The 13,399-nt window shown below is 32.6% G+C and carries 13 protein-coding genes; 3 read left to right on the forward strand and 10 right to left on the reverse strand.

Annotated elements, in window-relative coordinates; all coding sequences use genetic code 11:
• Nucleotides 1-30: 30 nt before the first annotated feature.
• On the forward strand, nucleotides 31-1,878 hold the full coding sequence (asnB, locus tag AC2A1C_RS06565; RefSeq protein ID WP_484024559.1) for an asparagine synthase (glutamine-hydrolyzing): 1,848 nt from the start codon (nucleotides 31-33) through the stop codon (nucleotides 1,876-1,878).
• On the opposite strand, the gene AC2A1C_RS06570 is transcribed toward asnB, so the two are convergent.
• Entirely contained in the window at nucleotides 1,868-2,515 is a 648-nt protein-coding gene (locus AC2A1C_RS06570; protein ID WP_484024561.1) for a hypothetical protein, read from the reverse strand. The genes asnB and AC2A1C_RS06570 overlap by 11 nt on opposite strands.
• Before the next feature lie 14 nt (nucleotides 2,516-2,529).
• Nucleotides 2,530-3,075, reverse strand: coding sequence for an acyltransferase (locus AC2A1C_RS06575; protein ID WP_484024563.1), 546 nt, complete (start codon nucleotides 3,073-3,075; stop codon nucleotides 2,530-2,532).
• Nucleotides 3,076-3,149: 74 nt separating this feature from the next.
• On the opposite strand from AC2A1C_RS06575, the gene AC2A1C_RS06580 reads away from it, so the two are divergent.
• Nucleotides 3,150-4,145 carry a glycosyltransferase gene (locus tag AC2A1C_RS06580; RefSeq protein ID WP_484024565.1) on the forward strand — a complete coding sequence of 332 codons (996 nt, stop codon included), beginning with the start codon at nucleotides 3,150-3,152 and terminating at the stop codon, nucleotides 4,143-4,145.
• Between the two features lie 55 nt (nucleotides 4,146-4,200).
• On the opposite strand, the gene AC2A1C_RS06585 is transcribed toward AC2A1C_RS06580, so the two are convergent.
• Genes AC2A1C_RS06585 through AC2A1C_RS06620 form a run of 8 tightly spaced genes read right to left on the reverse strand, consistent with a single transcriptional unit; the run spans nucleotide 4,201 to nucleotide 12,276 of the window.
• Nucleotides 4,201-5,487 carry a nucleotide sugar dehydrogenase gene (locus AC2A1C_RS06585; protein ID WP_484024566.1) on the reverse strand — a complete coding sequence of 429 codons (1,287 nt, stop codon included), beginning with the start codon at nucleotides 5,485-5,487 and terminating at the stop codon, nucleotides 4,201-4,203.
• 4 nt (nucleotides 5,488-5,491) lie between these two features.
• The gene (locus AC2A1C_RS06590; protein ID WP_484024568.1) at nucleotides 5,492-6,487 is read right to left on the reverse strand and encodes an SDR family oxidoreductase; all 996 of its coding nucleotides are present in this window, start codon (nucleotides 6,485-6,487) and stop codon (nucleotides 5,492-5,494) included.
• 3 nt (nucleotides 6,488-6,490) lie between these two features.
• Nucleotides 6,491-7,171, reverse strand: coding sequence for an NAD-dependent epimerase/dehydratase family protein (locus AC2A1C_RS06595; protein ID WP_484024570.1), 681 nt, complete (start codon nucleotides 7,169-7,171; stop codon nucleotides 6,491-6,493).
• Nucleotides 7,158-8,063 (reverse strand): hypothetical protein, encoded by a 906-nt coding sequence (locus AC2A1C_RS06600; RefSeq protein WP_484024572.1) that lies wholly within the window; start codon nucleotides 8,061-8,063, stop codon nucleotides 7,158-7,160. The genes AC2A1C_RS06595 and AC2A1C_RS06600 overlap by 14 nt, the downstream gene beginning before the upstream one ends.
• Nucleotides 8,064-8,068: 5 nt before the next feature.
• Nucleotides 8,069-9,517: an MBOAT family O-acyltransferase gene (locus AC2A1C_RS06605; protein ID WP_484024574.1), complete on the reverse strand. Its 1,449-nt coding sequence runs from the start codon at nucleotides 9,515-9,517 to the stop codon at nucleotides 8,069-8,071.
• 2 nt (nucleotides 9,518-9,519) lie between these two features.
• A complete protein-coding gene (locus AC2A1C_RS06610) occupies nucleotides 9,520-10,404 on the reverse strand; it encodes a hypothetical protein (protein WP_484024576.1) in 885 nt (294 codons plus the stop codon).
• Complete coding sequence (locus AC2A1C_RS06615) at nucleotides 10,377-11,462, reverse strand: acyltransferase family protein (RefSeq protein ID WP_484024578.1); 1,086 nt, start codon at nucleotides 11,460-11,462, stop codon at nucleotides 10,377-10,379. The genes AC2A1C_RS06610 and AC2A1C_RS06615 overlap by 28 nt, the downstream gene beginning before the upstream one ends.
• A gap of 13 nt (nucleotides 11,463-11,475) precedes the next feature.
• Nucleotides 11,476-12,276 (reverse strand): glycosyltransferase family 32 protein, encoded by an 801-nt coding sequence (locus tag AC2A1C_RS06620; RefSeq protein WP_484024580.1) that lies wholly within the window; start codon nucleotides 12,274-12,276, stop codon nucleotides 11,476-11,478.
• A 61-nt stretch (nucleotides 12,277-12,337) separates the two neighbouring features.
• On the opposite strand from AC2A1C_RS06620, the gene AC2A1C_RS06625 reads away from it, so the two are divergent.
• Nucleotides 12,338-13,399, forward strand: coding sequence for an acyltransferase family protein (locus tag AC2A1C_RS06625; protein WP_484024582.1), 1,062 nt, complete (start codon nucleotides 12,338-12,340; stop codon nucleotides 13,397-13,399).

Genomic DNA, 13,399 nt, shown 5'->3' on the forward strand with positions numbered 1-13,399 from the left:
TAATGCTAACTTTATTCCCTAAAAAAACAAATGTGTGGAATTTCAGGAATCGTAAAGCAAGATATTGCTAAGGAACCCCTATATAAAATTATTTTGAAGGATATGACGGACTCGATCAGTCATCGTGGTCCGGATGATGAAGGTCATGAATTTTTTCAAAATTGCTTTTTAGGCTTTAGAAGATTATCTATAGTAGATATTTCAGAAAGAGGGCATCAGCCCATGTACTCCGATACAGGAAAAGAGTGTATCGTTTTCAATGGAGAAATTTATGGTTACCGAGAATTAAAATCCGAAATCAAAGATTATACTTTTAAGAGCAATACAGATACAGAAGTAATACTTGCGCTTTACCAAAAGTACGGTGCCGATCTTCCAAAGCATCTTAACGGGATGTACGCTATCGCAATATGGGACGAGGATAAGCAGCAATTATTTTGTGTTCGGGATCGTTTTGGGGAAAAACCATTTTACTATGCTATCGGGAAAAACGGTGAATTTATTTTTGCTTCCGAAATCAAAGCTATTTTAGCAACAGGTTTAGTAGATGCGGAGCTTAATGATGAAGCGATTTTCCATTTTTTAAGACATATGTATGTCAACAGCAACCAAAGTATCTATAAAAATATAAAAGTATTACCACCTGCTTCTCAGTTGCTCTACAAAGATGGAAAGATTAGTATATCTTCTTATTGGAACTTTCCGGAAGAAGAATTGGAAATTTCTGAAGAGGAAGCTATTGAAAAATTTCGACATCTTGTAGAGAAATCGGTAGAAAGACAAATGGTGGCAGATGTAAAAGTAGGAGCTTTTCTTAGTGGAGGATTAGACTCAGGAACTTTAGTAGCACTCTCCTCACAATATACCCAAAATTTATCTACTCTCGGATTTAAATACGAAGGAGACTGGGATGAAATGCCGGAAGCAAGAACAATTGCAAATAAATATAACACCGACCACCAAGAAGTAACCATTCCCGATTCTGAAATTCCTAAAATTCTGGTAGAAGTTCTTCATAAATTAGACGAACCTCTTGCAGATACAGCTATACTGGCAACTTATGCCATTTGCAAAGAAGCTTCAAAAAATATGACCGTTGTTATTACAGGAAATGCTGGTGATGAGCTTTTCGGAGGATACAAATGGTATCAAAAAGAGCATGAAATTCTGGATAAAGGAGGCTCAATTACGCCGCTTCTTCCTTTGTACAAAGCGGGATCTTCCATAAGTGAGAAAATGAGCCTTTCAAAACCACAGAATTATTTTCTGGATAAGATTTTTAGGGCTAAATTTTCGGATATTATTGCATACCAAAAAGAAAAAGTACACAACAATTTCACTCAAAAGGAAACAAAAAAGCTGTTGAAATATCATAAACCTTATAGTCATTCTTATAATTTTCCACTGGATAAAAACAACCTTAATACATGCCTGAAAATGGATATTAACACCATTATTCCAGGAGATTATATGGTAAAAGACGATCGAATTGCCATGATGCATTCCATAGAACTAAGAACTCCTTTTTTAGATAAAAATCTGGTTGAATTTTGCTGCTCACTTCCTTCAAAGTATAAGGTAAACAAAAAACAAACAAAATTGATTCTGAGAAAAGCATATGGAGATTTGCTTACCGACAATATCCTGAATAAAAAGAAACAGGGATTTGGTGCGCCTATTGATAGTTGGTTAAAAATTCCTGAAATGGAAATGCTTACCGATAAAATTTTAAAAACTCCTTCTGCAAAAATATTTAAAAAACTACATTTCAAAGAAGTACAAAAACATCTGAATTACAATTACAGACATTGGGCTTTATTGGTTTTGGGAATATGGATGGAAAATCATGCTACTTTTCAGGAAATTATTAGTCTGTAATGTATTGAAATTTTTCATATTGTTTGGAAACTTCTTCTATGTCTATATTTTCCTTGATTTTGAAAACATACAGCGTTTTTCTGAACTCTAAAATGTCCAGAAAGTTTTCCACAATTTTGTAATCTTCACGAATGGAATAATCGTGGATCAGTATTTTTAGATTTTTGTTCTTATGGCATTTTAGTATGGATTGTAAAGCACATGCAACACGAAATCTGCCGTCTACCAGAATGATGTCGTATTTAGAAGAATCCGTTACTGAAAAAATTTTAGAAGAAAAATCCGGGAATTTATTTTTTGCATCATCATTTACAGGATATCCCCAATATTTGGTGGGGCCAATGTCAATGAAATGGATGTTCAGTCTTGTTCCAAGATTTTTTTGAATGATTTTATATTTCTTGATAAAGGATATCCAAGGTTGGTTGGTATCAACGGAAGTAATGCGGACATCCGAGTTTATCAAACTAAACAATGTGCTTCCTCCGGTTCCAAATTCTAAATAGTTTTTAGATTGGGATAAGTATTTTTTTAGTAATTGTTTCTCCTCTTCATACATCACAAAAGGATAACTCTTCGGAATCTCCATTTGCTGATTCAGTAATGTTTTTAGCTTTTCTAAAAGTTTCTTGATCATTCTCCTCTTTTTATTTATTCGGTAATAGTTTCTGTTTTATTTTTCACAATAGAGTTTGCCGGAACATCTTTATATATAAGGCAACCCGCACCAATAATGGTATTATCACCAATTGTAACTCCTTTTAGGACAGTAACATTGCTTCCGAGCCAACAATTTTTTCCGATTTTGATGGGAGCTGTTTTAAATTTTTGATGTTCCACTTTCAGTTCCGGTTTTGTGGAATATTCATGGTTGTGGTCATATAGTTTTACGCCTTCCCCAAAAAGTGTGTTTTCTCCAATTTCTATTTTTTCCAGACAATTAATAGAACAATAATTATTCATAAAAAAATGATTTCCCAAAAACAGTTCTGCATTATTTCCCACAAGAATATTACAATAATTACGGATGTCTATATTATTCCCGAATTTTACTTTTTTCAAATGAGGATAAAGAGCAAAAGTACAATAATCCCCAAATCTTAACGGATTCCCGATTTCGGAATCAGGATGATTTTTCAGGAATTTCAAATTTCTGTTTTTCAGGATTTTCAGAAAAAATTTTGAAAGCAATTGCATTTGAATTTAATATTTTACAAATATAATCGTTTCCACCTAAAATAAGTATTTTTGCAGAAAGTTAAACAAAATTCATGTATCCTTTAGTAACCATTTCTATTCCTGTTTTTAAGTGTGAAGATTTTTTGGAAAATTGCCTTTTATCCATTAAGAATCAGACCTATAAAAACATTGAAGTTATTTTGGTAAACGACAAAACACCGGACTCCAGTGCAGCTGTTGCAGAAAATTTTATTCAGAAGCATAATTTGCAAAACTGGCATTTGGTAGATCTTGAAGATAATTCGGGACTTTCTGTTGTTCGCAATAAAGGAATTGAATTGGCTCAAGGAAAATACATTTTTTTTGTGGACAGCGATGATGAAATTTTTCCGGATGCTATTGAAAGCCTCGTAAAATTGGCAGAAGAAAATGATTATGAAATGACAATGGGCGAAGTGGAAGGAATACGGCTTCCAGACAATATAAAGTCGGATGTTTTCCCCATAAATACAAAAGAGAATGAACTGATCGGAAATGCAGAAATTTTAAAGGAAGTGGTGAATGGAGGTTTTGCCGTTTCCTCTTGGAATAAGCTGATACGAGTAGATTTTTTAAGAAAAAACCAGTTGCTTTTTACAAAAGGACTTTATGCACAGGATTCTCTTCACACTTTTGAAATGGCACTTTTTCTCACATCTGTTGCCTTTTTGCGGAAAAAAACATACAAATATTATCTTCATCAAAATTCTGTAATTCATAACAGGAAAAAAATTCATTTTGATAATTGGATTACCATTGCTCAAAAAATTGATGGATATTATAAAAATGAAAAAGATCCGGAAAGAAAAAAAATGATTTTGAAATATTTGATAAATTTCAAAATTGTCACTCTGGAAATGAACTGGAAAGCCCAAAAAAATGAAGAGCTTTGGAAACGAAGCTATAAAGAATATTCCAAGCTGAAAAGATTAAGTTTTGCAGATTATTTTTCTAAAAAATTTTCAAAAGATTTGAAGAAGAAACATTTGTTTATTTCGCTTCCGACAAATCTTGGATTTAAACTTTTTAAATGGAGATACGAAAGATAAACATCTGATTATCTGTTGATTTTTTTGTTGAAATAATAGAAAAGTGAGTTCGTCTTTATAAACTTTTCATATTTTCCTGTTTTTCCAGAACTCCTTTTACATCATAGATAACTCCATTTTCGACAAGGTAATCGTTAAAATTCAAACCTATAAATTCATCATGTGAAACTGCTAAAACAATAGCATCGAATTTTTCATTGGGCATTTCGGTTAAAGTAGTCAGGTTATATTCATGCTGAACATCTACCGGATTTGCCCAAGGATCAAAAACAGTAACGAGTGTTCCGTATTCTTTAAGATTTTTTATCACGTCTACTACTTTTGTATTTCGAAAATCAGGACAATTTTCCTTGAATGTAAATCCTAATACCAAAACTTTGGATTTTTTTACTTTAAGATCGTGTTTTAGCATTAGCTTTACAGTTTGGCTTGCCACATACTGTCCCATAGAATCATTCATTCTTCTTCCTGCCAAAATAATTTCCGGATGATATCCAAAAGACTGAGCTTTTTGTGCTAAATAATAGGGATCGACACCAATGCAATGTCCACCAACTAATCCTGGTTTGAAAGGAAGAAAATTCCATTTTGTTCCTGCTGCTTTCAAAACTTCGTGAGTATCAATTCCCATCAGATTAAAAATTTTTGCCAATTCATTCACAAAAGCAATATTGATATCTCTTTGAGAGTTTTCAATCACTTTTGCAGCTTCTGCCACTTTGATAGTAGGAGCGAGATGAGTTCCTGCTGTAATCACGGATTTGTATAGTCCGTCCACAATTTTTCCGATTTCCGGAGTGGAGCCAGATGTTACTTTCAGAATTTTTTCTACAGTATGTTCTTTATCTCCTGGATTGATTCTTTCAGGGGAATAGCCTGCATAGAAATCTTCATTGAATTTCAATCCGGAAATTTTTTCGAGAACCGGAATACATTCTTCTTCAGTAACTCCAGGATATACAGTAGATTCATAAATGACAATATCTCCTTTTTTCAAAACTTTTCCGACGGTTTCGCTGGCTTTATAAAGTGGTGTAAGATCAGGTCTATTATTTGTATCAACGGGAGTGGGAACGGTAACTATATAAATATTGGAATCTGCAATATCTTCCAGTTTTCCGGAACAGAAGAGACCGATCTCTCCCGGTTTTGGATTATTTTCAACTAAAGCAGACTTCAGCAAGTCGTCTTCAATTTCCAAAGTTTCATCTTTTCCGGATTTGAGTTCCGCGATTCTTTTTTCATTAATATCAAAACCAACTACCGGGTATTTTGTAGAAAATAATCTTGCCAACGGAAGGCCTACATATCCTAATCCGATGATAGAAATTTTATGATTCATAATTTTATTTCAAATTTTTCCAATACCATTTTACAGCTTCTTTCAAGCCTTCTCTCATGGAAAACTGAGGATTATAGTTTAGTAAATTTTTTGCTTTATCAATACTTGCCAAAGAATGTGGGACATCACCTTTTCGATAGTCGCCATGAATGACTTCTACATCAGCAATTTTCGGATCAAGTTCCGAAAGATATTCTTTTAGATATTTTACCAAATCATTCAGAGTTGTTCTTTCCCCGAAAGCAGTATTGTAAACCTGATTCTGAGCTTCAATATTCTCCGAAGTAAGTGCCAGAAGATTCATTAAAATAACATTGTCGATATAAGTGAAATCACGTGAATATTCACCACCTCCATTAATTGTAGGACTTTCATAATTCATAAACTGCATCACAAATTTAGGAATAACGGCAGCGTATGCTCCATCTGGATTTTGTTTTCTTCCAAAAACGTTGAAATATCTTAATCCAATTGTGTCAAAATTGTAAGTTTTTTTGAAAACATCAGCATAAAGTTCATTTACATATTTTGTAATTGCATACGGAGAAAGCGGTTTTCCGATTTTATCTTCCACTTTAGGTAAAGTTTCAGAATCTCCATAAGTGGAAGAACTGGCAGCATATACCAATTTTTTGACACCGGAATCTCTGGCTGCAATAAGCATATTCAGAAATCCGCCTACATTCACGTCATTACTTGTAATAGGGTCATTAATAGAACGAGGAACTGAGCCAAGTGCTGCTTCATGCAAAACAAAATCCTGATTTTCGCAGGCTTTTTTACATGTTTCCAAATTACGAATATCTCCTTCGATAAGAGTAAAGTTTGGATCATTTTTACACGTTTCCAAATTTTCTCTTTTCCCCGTTGAAAAATTATCGAAACAAGTAACTTTTGCTCCAAGATTCAGGAGTTCCTCACAAAGATTAGATCCTATAAAACCAGCTCCTCCTGTTACTAAAACGTTTTTTCCGGAGAGCTTTTCCCTAAAATCACTCATTTTTTAAGAATAATATTTTTCTAAGATTTTGTAAAGATAAGATTCTTTATTTTCTAATCCGTTTTCTATGAAATAATCTTCTATATCGGGAATGTTGATTTCATACCCGGAACCTGCTTTTATGAGGTTCAGATTCAGTTTTTTGGAGAAAAAGTTTTCTATGATTTCCAAAATTTCAACAATAGAATAATTTTGCAGGTAAGCAATATTAATAATTTTATTGAAGTTTTTTTTCTCCAAAAGTTTCAGTGTTATTTTTTTAATGTCTTCGGAATCAATGATGTTTCTGGTTGCTTTTGTATGGACATTAATGGTCTCGTTGTTGCTGACAGAACGCACAAGATAATTCATCAAAAGATTGGGATTTCCGCCTTTTCCTACAGCATTGCTCACACGAAGCATCATATAATTTTTGACATTGTTTTTTATCAATTCTTCCATGCGAAGTTTATGCAAAACATATGGACTATTGGTTTTAGAAGAATCATAGATGCTACAAGTACTGAAATAAACAAAAATCTTATCCTGAGTATAAGCTAATGTATCAAGAATTAGATCTTCTTCACGTTGAAACTGATTAGGATCAGTTTCCGAAGAATTGGAAACACCTGATGCAAAAAAAATCACATTATCATCATCAACATCTTTAAATAATGAAGCAATTAATCCGTTACCTATAATCATTTTTTAAATTGTATTTGGAATGTAATAATTGGTTGATGCCTTCTTTCTGAAGAAAGGTACTGAAATATTCTGCGCCTACTATATCGACATGCATGATATCATAATAGGCATGTTTTGGGAGTTTCAATCTTGAAAAATCAAGAAAGTCAATCGTATTCAGGTTTTTGAAATAAAAGTCATAAAAATCTCTGTGAGCATAATTTTTGTAGTCTTTTCTTAAATAATTTTTAGGAGGCTGTATCAAAATGAGGTGTATCTTTTTTTGTTTACATTCTTCTATTATTTTTTTTAGATATTTTACTTCTATTTCTGTAATTACAGGCTTTTTGTATTCGTATGGAACCATTTCTATCTGGGTTTCATTTTGTTTTTCTGGAGTAAAACTTCCAAAACGAAATAAAGGATCTTTGTTTTCGGATTTTCCGAAACTTCCAAAAATTTGGCTTTTTCCGATTTTTGACAGAGAATTGATATAATTTTTAGGAATAACCTTTATCATATCCAAATGGTTTTCCCATGTAAAATTTTGGAAAAAAGCAGGCATTCTGTTTTCAATTGAACTTTCTACAGTATCATCCCACCAGATATTGTTAATCAAATTATGTGGGCTGAAAGAAAGCAGAAGCGTATCTATTTTGTTCGATTTATTAAAAATTTTAAGTTTGGTATATGCAAAAAGATAGGTTTCTCCCCCTACAGAATAATTGGCATAATTTGAAAGTTTTTTATCATCAATAGACCAACGTGTATTAGAATCTCCAATGATGATGTTTTTTTTGCTGATCTTCACTACTTCATCTTTCTTTTTATAATAAAGATAGGTGTAAAAAGTACCAATCAACACACAAACCAAAAGACAAAATACTCCCGTTTTTAAAACAAAATTTTTCATAAGCATCAAAATTGAAAATAAATAAATTCTGCCTGATCTCCTTTAAACCAAAGAATAGCAAGTGTTAAAAACAAATAAATTGACCATCTTAGAAAACGGTTGATTTTTGTATATTCAAATCGTAATGGATGCAAATGATGACGCATGAACCACTCAAAAACAATCATTATTCCGATAAAAAAGAAAATACTGAAATCTCCTTTCATTAGCTTTATCGGATAGCCAATTGCTTTGTCAAAATTCAGTATCATTCTTGTTATATATCCAAAAGCATCTGAAACAGTATTTGCTCTGAAAAAAATCCAGCAAAAACAGGCAAGAGTAAATGTTATGATGATTTGTATCCCTTCTTTAAAACCGGGAAATAACTTTCCATCTGCCACAATATTCAGATTATTACGATTGGTTTTCAAAACAATGGAAGGCATGATAAAAAGTGCATTTAAAAGTCCCCAAAAAATAAAAGTCCAATTTGCACCATGCCAAAATCCGCTTACCAGAAAAATGATAAAGGTATTCCGCACTCTCATTATATTTCCACCACTGCTTCCACCCAAAGGAATATACAAATAATCCCGAAACCATGTAGAAAGCGAAATGTGCCATCTTCGCCAAAATTCTGCAATGTCTCGCGAAAAATACGGGTAGCTGAAATTTCGTAAAAGCTCAAAACCAAATAACCTTGCCGTACCTAATGCGATATCAGAATATCCGGAAAAATCTCCATAAATCTGGAAGGCAAAAAGAACAGCTCCCAAAGCTAAGGTTGTTCCATCATAATTTTCATAATTATTGAAAATCATATTGGCAAAATAAGCGCAATTGTCCGCTATTACCATTTTTTTGAAAAGCCCCCATAGAATTTGTCTTAATCCGTCTACTGCTTTATCATAACTGAAAACTCTTTTTGTTTTTATCTGTGGCAAAAGATGCGTTGCTCTTTCAATAGGACCCGCAACAAGAAGCGGAAAAAAGCTAACGAATAATGCATAATCGATCCAATTTTTTTCAGCAGTTATTTTTTTATAGTAAATATCGATAACGTAAGAAAGTCCGTGAAATGTATAAAAAGAAATTCCAACAGGGAGAATAATATTCAGCAGCCAAGGTTCAAAATGTATTCCTAAATTCTGCATCAATTCTGAAAAGGATGAGGCAAAAAAATTGTAGTATTTGAAAAATCCAAGAAACCCGAGATTAATTCCAATACTGATCCAAAGCCAAATAAGGCGATATTGTTTTTTTTCTGCTCTTTCAATCATTAATCCTGTGAAATAATCCAAAAATGTAGAAAATGCAAGCAGAAACAAAAATCTCCAATCCCAACAAGCATAGAAATAATAGCTTGCGATCATCATTAAAATATTCTGGAATCGAAAGTTTTTGTTGAGCAACCAGTATAAAATAAATACGATTGGCAAAAAAATGGCAAAACCAATAGAGTTGAAAAGCATTTCTAAATTTTTACATTATAATATTTAGCAACACTTGGATGTCCTACATGCAACAACACTTCGTTTTCCAATCCTTCGTCTCCTGCACAAACACAAAATTCTGTCGGAAGAAGATATGGTGAAAATCCCGTAGATTTAGCAGCATTCCACATTACTCTGGAAGCACGGGAAGGTTCTTTTATCATCCATTCGCAACACGCTTTATAAAAATTGATTCCCTGTTCATGGTTTTTCCATAACGTCATCGGACTTTGATTGTAAGAATGGCCAAAACCATTGCTCATATCTGTGATTTCTTTTGTATCTAAAGAAATTTTCATGTCTTTTTTCAAAAGATTTCGGGAATTGTAAGGAGCGCAAAAACCAAAAATCTCGGTAAGATAAACAAGCCGATAAATGTCCTCGGAAACTACAAACATATCAGTATCTACAACGCATTTGAAATCGGCTTCAGATTCCAGAAGAGATTTGAATTTGAAATAATCGGCAGTTCTGTAAAAATGTCTTGGATGTTCATCATCTTTAATAGGTGAAGCAATAATTTTTTTCAGAGTAACACCGGGAATTTCCAAATCAAAATCAGAATATACGGTATATTTTGCATTTGGAAAATATTTCCTCAATGTAGAAAGTGAAGGTTCAAGTCTATTTCCTTCAAACTGGCTTCCACCTGCATTTACTCTGTTTTCGCCAAACTCGCTAAAACAGAATTCGATAGATAAAGAATGTATATAATCTGCCAATTCTTTATCCTGAATAATGAAGTTTTCCAGTTCATCAATATTTTTTTCTGAAAAACCGGGCGACTTTTTTTCGGAAAATGTTTTTTTCTTTCCGGCTATTACAGCCGTAGCTTCCTTTAGTCTCCAGAATAAAGTTCCGAGCATATCTTTTTATTTGAATTTATTTTTTTTATTTTTTCCCTTAAAGGTTTTTCGATGTAATGATAGCTTATGGCCGATACTACGAGCAGTACTATTACAGAAGCCAAAAATAATTTTAAATCTCCGTAAATCTCTATTTTTTTCAAAAAATATTTAGTAAACCAATAGACCGGAATTTGAAGTATATAAATACCATAGCTGATCTCGCCAAGATAAATTAAAAATTTGTGGTTTGAAATTTTTGTGATCCAACCGGAGTTCAGTGCTGTGGAAATAATGAACGGAACAAATAATACCATAAGAAGACCATTATGATAATTGATATTTTCCGGACGGAAAATGAGAGCTAATAGAATTAAAATTCCAAATAAAATTACTGCCCAATCTACTTTCTTTTGTTGATTCCAAAAAAAATTTATGAAAAACATACCTGCCAGATTTCCGCATAAAAACTGGTTGAGATGTTGAAGAGGAAAATAAAAAAGGAAGTTTTCAGTTTCTTTGTCTGTTCCGAACTGCAATCCGGAATTCAAGGCATAATTAAAGCATATTTGCGAAAAAAGCCAAATGAAAAATATCGGAAAGAACAATTTTTTTATACTGAATCTGCTATAAAAATAATTGAACATAAAAGGAAAAACAGCATAAAACAAAAATTCTACAGAAAGTGACCAGCCCGGAAAATTTACAGTCATTGCTTTTGCCGGAAACCATGATTGGATGGCAAATACATTGAGAAAAGTATCTGAAAGGTAAAAATCCTCTTTCAAAATTCCGACCCGATAGATCAAACTTAAAATAATGGCAACCAAATACACCGGATATATCCTTGCAAAACGGTTTTGCATAAAAGAACCTGCCGATACTTTAGGTTTTCTTCCATAGGCAATGATCATTACAAATCCTGAAAGAATAAAAAAATAACTTACCCCGATATTTGCCTGAACCAATAATCTATGTATAATTTCGTTTGAAAAAATATTCAATGGTTTTCCGAAATGAAAAAATACAATCGCCATTGCTGCAATAAATCGCGTAAAAGTAAGTTGTTCTATTCTCATGTGTGCTTGGCTTTCAGAGTTTTAACTTTTTTTTGATTTTCCTTTTCAGGTAATCAGCAATATAAGTGAGCGGTATTTGATCAAGAATTTCGTCTGTTGTAAATTTTTTGTGATTGAAAATCAGATTCTTGATTTCTTTTTTTCCATTCGGAATTTCGGTAAACATTTTTGTAATTCCGTAGGAATTAATATACGATTTATAAGAGTTTTCTTCGTCACTCCATGCTCCATGCCAAGATCCCGAAAAATGATGAGCTACAAAATTCTTCGGAAGATCCAATGAAAAACAATGGGAAGGATAAAGTTTTACTCCGTATTTTAGTTCCTGAAATTCATCCTTATCGGCAAAAGCACCGTATTTTTCTACCAAAAGTTGGGAAAATATTTTGGTATTGGGAATTTCTTCAAATTGCTTTTGTACTTCGTAATATTCTTTAATATCTTTTGCCAATTCATGTTCTTTTTCTGTTGCCCAAAATGCAGAAAAAGGCGTTCCCTTGATTTCAAATCCGCAAATTGCTTTTTCGTTCAGAAATTCGTTCAAAGGGAGTTTAAGCTCCATGTCGGTGTCAAGATAAAAGCCGCCATGTTCATAAAGAATTTTGGCTCGTGCATAGTCTGATACGAAAGCCCATTTCTTTTTTTCGTAGGCTTCTCTAATATAAACATTGGATGAGACGTCAAAATTTTCTTCGTTCCACTCAATGATTTCAAAATCAGGCTGGATTTTTTTCCAACTTTGGATACAGAATTCGGTAAGCTCAGATTTCTTACCTTTGCCGAACCAGAAATAATGAATTTTTTTTGGAATCATTTGTTTAAAATTATACAAAAATACAAAGTTTTAATTATAAGAGTTTTTTATATTCAATTTTATGAGTCATTACTTAAAAGGCCTTGATACTCTTCGGGCAATAGCATCACTTATTGTTGTTTGGAGTCATATTGAAATTATAAAGGGAATGTTAGGTTTACCGCCGGTTCAGTTTCTAAAAGTGCCTAATGCTCATTTTTCTGTAACGCTTTTTTTTGTATTGAGTGGTTTTCTCATCACCTTCCTTTTAGTAAAGGAAAAAGAAAAGAAGACTAAAATTTCTTTCAAGAATTTTTACATAAGAAGAATTCTCAGGATCTGGCCTTTGTACTATCTTATAATTGCGCTATCTTATTTTTTAATAAATTCTGATGTGCCCAAAAGAACCTTATTGCTTTGCCTAAGTATTTTTCCAAATGTTCCTCTTGCCTTAAAATCGGATTGGCCCGGTAGTCCGCAGATATGGTCTATTGGTGTAGAAGAGCAATTTTACTTATTCTGGCCTTTGCTTATTGCTTTTGTGTCCAATCAAAAAATGATAAAGACATTAGTGTTGTTTATCATCATTTATACTTTAGCACCTTATGTTTTGAATTATATAAATGTACATACCATCCATAATGAAAAACTGTATTCTTTTACAGAGAAAATATTTTATCATACAAAATTCAATTGTATGGCTTTAGGTGGAGTATTCGGGTATAGTTTGGCTAAAAATAAAAAATGGGTCGAGATATTCTACAGAAACGATATTGCAGCTTTTATTCTGTTTTTATTGCCATTTGTATTATGGTTTGCGGGAATTCCTTTTTATAGTTTTACAGACGAGGTTTACTCTTTATTTTTTGCAATTATGATGGTGATTGTGGTGAAAAGCAAATGGATCAATATTGATACAGCCATAAGTCAGTTTTTGGGGAGAATTTCTTATGGAATATATATGTACCACTGGATCATTACCGTATTGATTTTAAAATTTTTGATTTCGTATAAAGATGCCGGATATTTTAATGCGTTGCTTTATATTTCGGTTTTTGGTGCTACTATTTTGGTCTCTTGGATCTCTTACAATACTTTTGAAAAATATTTCCTGAATCTAAAAAAGAAATTTGAAGTTAAATAA

It is taken from the genome of Chryseobacterium sp. HNCC26DJ241 (assembly GCF_057180505.1).

Excerpts from the sequence above, each read along its gene's own strand:
- asnB (WP_484024559.1), top strand. The coding sequence starts at position 31 with ATGTGTGGAATTTCAGGAATCGTAAAGCAAGATATTGCTAAGGAACCC.
- AC2A1C_RS06570 (WP_484024561.1), bottom strand. The coding sequence starts at position 2,515 with ATGATCAAGAAACTTTTAGAAAAGCTAAAAACATTACTGAATCAGCAA.
- AC2A1C_RS06575 (WP_484024563.1), bottom strand. The coding sequence starts at position 3,075 with ATGCAATTGCTTTCAAAATTTTTTCTGAAAATCCTGAAAAACAGAAAT.
- AC2A1C_RS06580 (WP_484024565.1), top strand. The coding sequence starts at position 3,150 with ATGTATCCTTTAGTAACCATTTCTATTCCTGTTTTTAAGTGTGAAGAT.
- AC2A1C_RS06585 (WP_484024566.1), bottom strand. The coding sequence starts at position 5,487 with ATGAATCATAAAATTTCTATCATCGGATTAGGATATGTAGGCCTTCCG.
- AC2A1C_RS06590 (WP_484024568.1), bottom strand. The coding sequence starts at position 6,487 with ATGAGTGATTTTAGGGAAAAGCTCTCCGGAAAAAACGTTTTAGTAACA.
- AC2A1C_RS06595 (WP_484024570.1), bottom strand. The coding sequence starts at position 7,171 with ATGATTATAGGTAACGGATTAATTGCTTCATTATTTAAAGATGTTGAT.
- AC2A1C_RS06600 (WP_484024572.1), bottom strand. The coding sequence starts at position 8,063 with ATGAAAAATTTTGTTTTAAAAACGGGAGTATTTTGTCTTTTGGTTTGT.
- AC2A1C_RS06605 (WP_484024574.1), bottom strand. The coding sequence starts at position 9,517 with ATGCTTTTCAACTCTATTGGTTTTGCCATTTTTTTGCCAATCGTATTT.
- AC2A1C_RS06610 (WP_484024576.1), bottom strand. The coding sequence starts at position 10,404 with ATGCTCGGAACTTTATTCTGGAGACTAAAGGAAGCTACGGCTGTAATA.
- AC2A1C_RS06615 (WP_484024578.1), bottom strand. The coding sequence starts at position 11,462 with ATGAGAATAGAACAACTTACTTTTACGCGATTTATTGCAGCAATGGCG.
- AC2A1C_RS06620 (WP_484024580.1), bottom strand. The coding sequence starts at position 12,276 with ATGATTCCAAAAAAAATTCATTATTTCTGGTTCGGCAAAGGTAAGAAA.
- AC2A1C_RS06625 (WP_484024582.1), top strand. The coding sequence starts at position 12,338 with ATGAGTCATTACTTAAAAGGCCTTGATACTCTTCGGGCAATAGCATCA.